The sequence below is a fragment of the Candidatus Aquicultor secundus genome (genome assembly GCF_002791875.1).
Classification (GTDB): domain Bacteria; phylum Actinomycetota; class Aquicultoria; order Aquicultorales; family Aquicultoraceae; genus Aquicultor_A; species Aquicultor_A secundus.
Genome location: NZ_PFNG01000015.1, coordinates 1 through 3,694, shown reverse-complemented (window position 1 = coordinate 3,694; position 3,694 = coordinate 1). Strand labels below are relative to the sequence as shown.

Below are 3,694 nucleotides of genomic sequence, written 5' to 3'. Positions count from 1 at the left end.
CTGAGGTCGAGACGTTAAGCAAGCGTTTGTTCCAGTGGATGGGGCGGGTTGCCTAAGCCCCCCTATCTCGATAATCCGCTCGGTTCGATGGTCTAAACCGGTGAACAAGCCACAACCGTTTGGCTGCCAAAGTAGTGCAAGGGGTTTTTAATATCCGCCCTCATCTGGTACATTAATACTGTTGCTCGATTAGCAGTATCTGTAAAATAATGTTGCTTGATTATCAGTATCTGTAAAAACGCGAGGAGGATATACGATAGAGGAGCCTCTTAATTTAGATAATTTACTACCGTCGTTTAAACACCCGATCGTCCAGGAGCTTAGCATGCTTTTTGAGAGGGCCGGCAAGAAGTTCTACCTGGTGGGTGGGACGGTACGGGATGCATTACTCGGTAAGTTTCACGAAGACCTCGATTTTACGACCGATGCCATCCCCGATGAGATCATCGCAATTGTTAAGGCATGGGCCGATAATCTCTGGTTGATTGGGATTCGGTTTGGGACGGTCGGCTTAAGCAAAGGTCACTTAAAGATAGAGATAACCACCCTGAGGAGCGAGGTATATGCGGATCAAACCCGCCACCCGCAGGTGAGCTTTGAAACCGATATCTATTACGACCTCTCACGACGCGACTTTACGGTAAACGCGATGGCGCTCGAGCTTCCCGAGGGACGGTTGATCGACCCGTTCAACGGTCAGGAAGACCTCATTCACCGGGTGCTTCGTACCCCGATGAGCCCCGAGCAAAGCTTTACCGACGACCCGTTACGCATGATGAGGGCGGTTCGCTTTGTCTCGACAATGGGGATGCATCTTTCGCCGGAGGTCGAAGAGGCGATAACCCTTTATAGGGGTGAGCTTGCCAGGGTATCGAGCGAGCGGATACGCGATGAGTTCTCAAAGATTCTCACCGGGCGCGACCCGGTAAAGGCGTTGAGATTACTCTTAAGCACAAGCTTGAGCAGCGAGTTTGTTCCTGAATTGTCGAATCTAAAGATAACCCAGGACCCTGAGCACCACCACAAGGACGTCCTTGAGCATACGTTTACGGTCGTCGAGCGGGTAGAGCCCGATCTGGTGCTTCGGCTTGCGGCGCTCTTTCATGACATAGGCAAGCCAGAGACTAAGGAAATCATCGAGGGCAAGGTAACGTTTTACAATCATGATGCCGTCGGCGCCTCCATCGCAAAGCGCCGGTTGCGCGCATTGAAGTATCCCGGGGCAATTATCGATGGGGTTACCGGTCTTATTTACCTTCACATGAGGGTGTATACATATAGGATGGGCTGGACGGATAAGGCCGTGCGCAGGTATATCAAGGATGCGGGTGAGCTGCGGGATAAGCTTAACGAGCTGATTCGCGCCGATTGTACCACTAAGAATCCGCGCAAGATGCGGGACGCGCTTCAGGTTTTCGATGAGCTGGAGGAGCGCATTTTAAGCCTTGAGGAGGCCGAGGAGACCGCCAAGATCAGAGCGCCGATCGACGGCCACGAGATTATGCAATATCTCGGCATAAAGCCCGGGCCCCTGGTCGGTGAAATATTAAATCTGCTCCTTGATGCAAAGCTTGAGGGAGAAATCAATACCAAAGAAGAAGCGTACGCTATGGTGGACAGGTGGGCCGGCGAGCGGGGGATCAAACCTTAAGCCCGGGCGGTATTGATGAGCTATGTGTCCCGGATCAGAAACCGGCCTTACATTATTCCTTGGCTAAAAATGCATTAATAGATAACTTGATTAATACGATAAATGCTGCCAGCGCTACGGCGAACAACGTATAGGACGTATTAATGCCCGTAAAAAACCCCGGAATCTTTATTGAAGTTATCTTTAAATAATCTTGAATTTTGTAAAAAGCGACGGAGCCCATCAGGATAAAAAAAGTAGAGTGCTGTGCGCTTGCAAAATTATACTTAAAGAAGATCCAAAGATACACTGAGAAATATAATAAGAGCACGCTTGCCATATATGCTACGAGATTAAAATTAAAAACATACTTAGATAATCCCAATGAAGTTAAGGCAAGGTTAACCAAATACATAAACACATAAGAACATACCAGGGTAATGATGCACTCTACATATTTGGAAATCACTACGTTGTTTTTTGAAATCGGTAGTGATTTTAAGAACTTAAAAGCATTGTCTTTATCCTCCATATAGCAGCTTTTGCCAACAATTTGACTGAACAAAAGGGCCGGAACCATAAAGAGCCCGATCGCCGCGTACTTAGGTCCATCAAGTATTGTTAAGAACCCAAACATCGACATAAGTAACCCTATGAGTACCTGCCTTGCATTGAAAACGAGATCCTTAACTATTAAGTTCAGCATGAGCGGCGTCCTCCTCGATTAAAAATAACAATATGTCGTCTAACGCAGCGGCCCTAGATACGACCTTACTGCCATTAAATTCCTTAGAGCAACATGCCAAAAGCTCGTCCAGGTTGTTTATGATCGCGGTATTATTCCTGTAGAATTTTAAGTGCCTCTTTACGCTTTCTGGGATATCGTCAGCAAACTCCAGGCTTTTGTAGTTTTCTAGGATGTTCTTTTTTGAGTCGCTCAGGAGAATTGTTCCATCGTTTATATAAGTAACGTAATCTGCAACCTTTACAATGTCCTCAGTTATATGCGAGGAAAAAAACACCGAGCAGCCCTCGGTATTCACGATGCCCAAGAGTATGTCTAACACTTCATTTCTAACTACAGGATCTAACCCAGATGTAGGTTCATCAAGGACTAGAAGTTCTGGATGGTGGGACAACGCCAACGATAACGCAAATTTTACGCCGGTTCCTTTGGAGAGCTCCTTTATTCTCTTGTTTAAATCTAATCCAAATTTATTTACCAGCTGATGAAAAAACGAATCGTCCCACTCCGGGTAGTATTTTTTTACGAATTTATAGATTTTGTAGGCGGAAACCTCGTTGTAGAGGTTTAACTGTTCTCCTACGTACCCTATAATTTGCTTGGTTTTAATCTCGTCTTTTATGTTGTCCATTCCGTTAATTAATATCCGACCGCTGTCAAAGGGTATTATATTGAGGATGGACTTGATCGTCGTGCTTTTTCCCGCGCCATTGGGACCGATAAACCCCATAATACTACCGGTTGGCAATTCGATGTTTATGTCTTTTAAGGCAAACTTGTCGTACTTTTTGTTTAGATCTCTAATATGCAAAATCAACCTATTATCCACAGACCCACCTGTTCTCTAAGATTAATAACGCTTCCTATAATTAACATAGCCCACAATGTTTGGCGTTTAACTTTAAACAGTATGTTGAGCTTTGCTCTCGATTATACTCTCAAGAGAGATGCTCTAACTTTCATAGTTTAGTATTTATTAGTCAACCCCGAGTTTTTTTCTAATTCGTCTTAGGTACTCACGTGCGGTAGAATCCGATATGAATAGTGCTTCGCCTATTTGCTTAGAAACCAACCCTTGGTTATAGAGAACCAATACCTCCGCCTCTCTTTTTGATAATAGGCATTGCTTGCCGGTATCATAGCGAGTATCCTTTTCTGCCTTACCGTTGCCATTAAAATACAGTACTACCAGCTGAATCTGACTTCGAATACCGAGCTTTTCATATATGTATGATAGGTGACGCCTAACTGTATACGGCGATATACAGAGAACAGACGCGATTTCGGAGACGTTATATCCAAGGCTTAGAAGGTTAGTT

The 3,694-nt window shown here is 45.1% G+C and carries 4 protein-coding genes; 1 reads left to right on the top strand and 3 read right to left on the bottom strand.

From position 1 onward, the window contains the following. The first annotated feature begins 256 nt into the window (after positions 1 to 256). Entirely contained in the window at positions 257 to 1,651 is a 1,395-nt protein-coding gene (locus tag COY37_RS00480; protein WP_353682490.1) for a CCA tRNA nucleotidyltransferase, read from the top strand. Positions 1,652 to 1,703: 52 nt separating this feature from the next. On the opposite strand, the gene COY37_RS00475 is transcribed toward COY37_RS00480, so the two are convergent. The 3 genes from COY37_RS00475 to COY37_RS00465 all read right to left on the bottom strand — a co-directional run. Beyond that, complete coding sequence (locus tag COY37_RS00475; protein WP_286679430.1) at positions 1,704 to 2,336, bottom strand: ABC-2 transporter permease; 633 nt, start codon at positions 2,334 to 2,336, stop codon at positions 1,704 to 1,706. Then, entirely contained in the window at positions 2,317 to 3,204 is an 888-nt protein-coding gene (locus COY37_RS00470) for an ABC transporter ATP-binding protein (protein ID WP_286679429.1), read from the bottom strand. The genes COY37_RS00475 and COY37_RS00470 overlap by 20 nt, the downstream gene beginning before the upstream one ends. Before the next feature lie 147 nt (positions 3,205 to 3,351). After that, the coding region (locus tag COY37_RS00465; RefSeq protein WP_286975476.1) for a response regulator transcription factor at positions 3,352 to 3,694 on the bottom strand (343 nt) is incomplete at its 5' end.

What these genes read in the sequence shown, in the direction of transcription:
- COY37_RS00475 (WP_286679430.1), bottom strand. Translation starts at nt 2,336, where the DNA reads ATGCTGAACTTAATAGTTAAGGATCTCGTTTTCAATGCAAGGCAGGTA.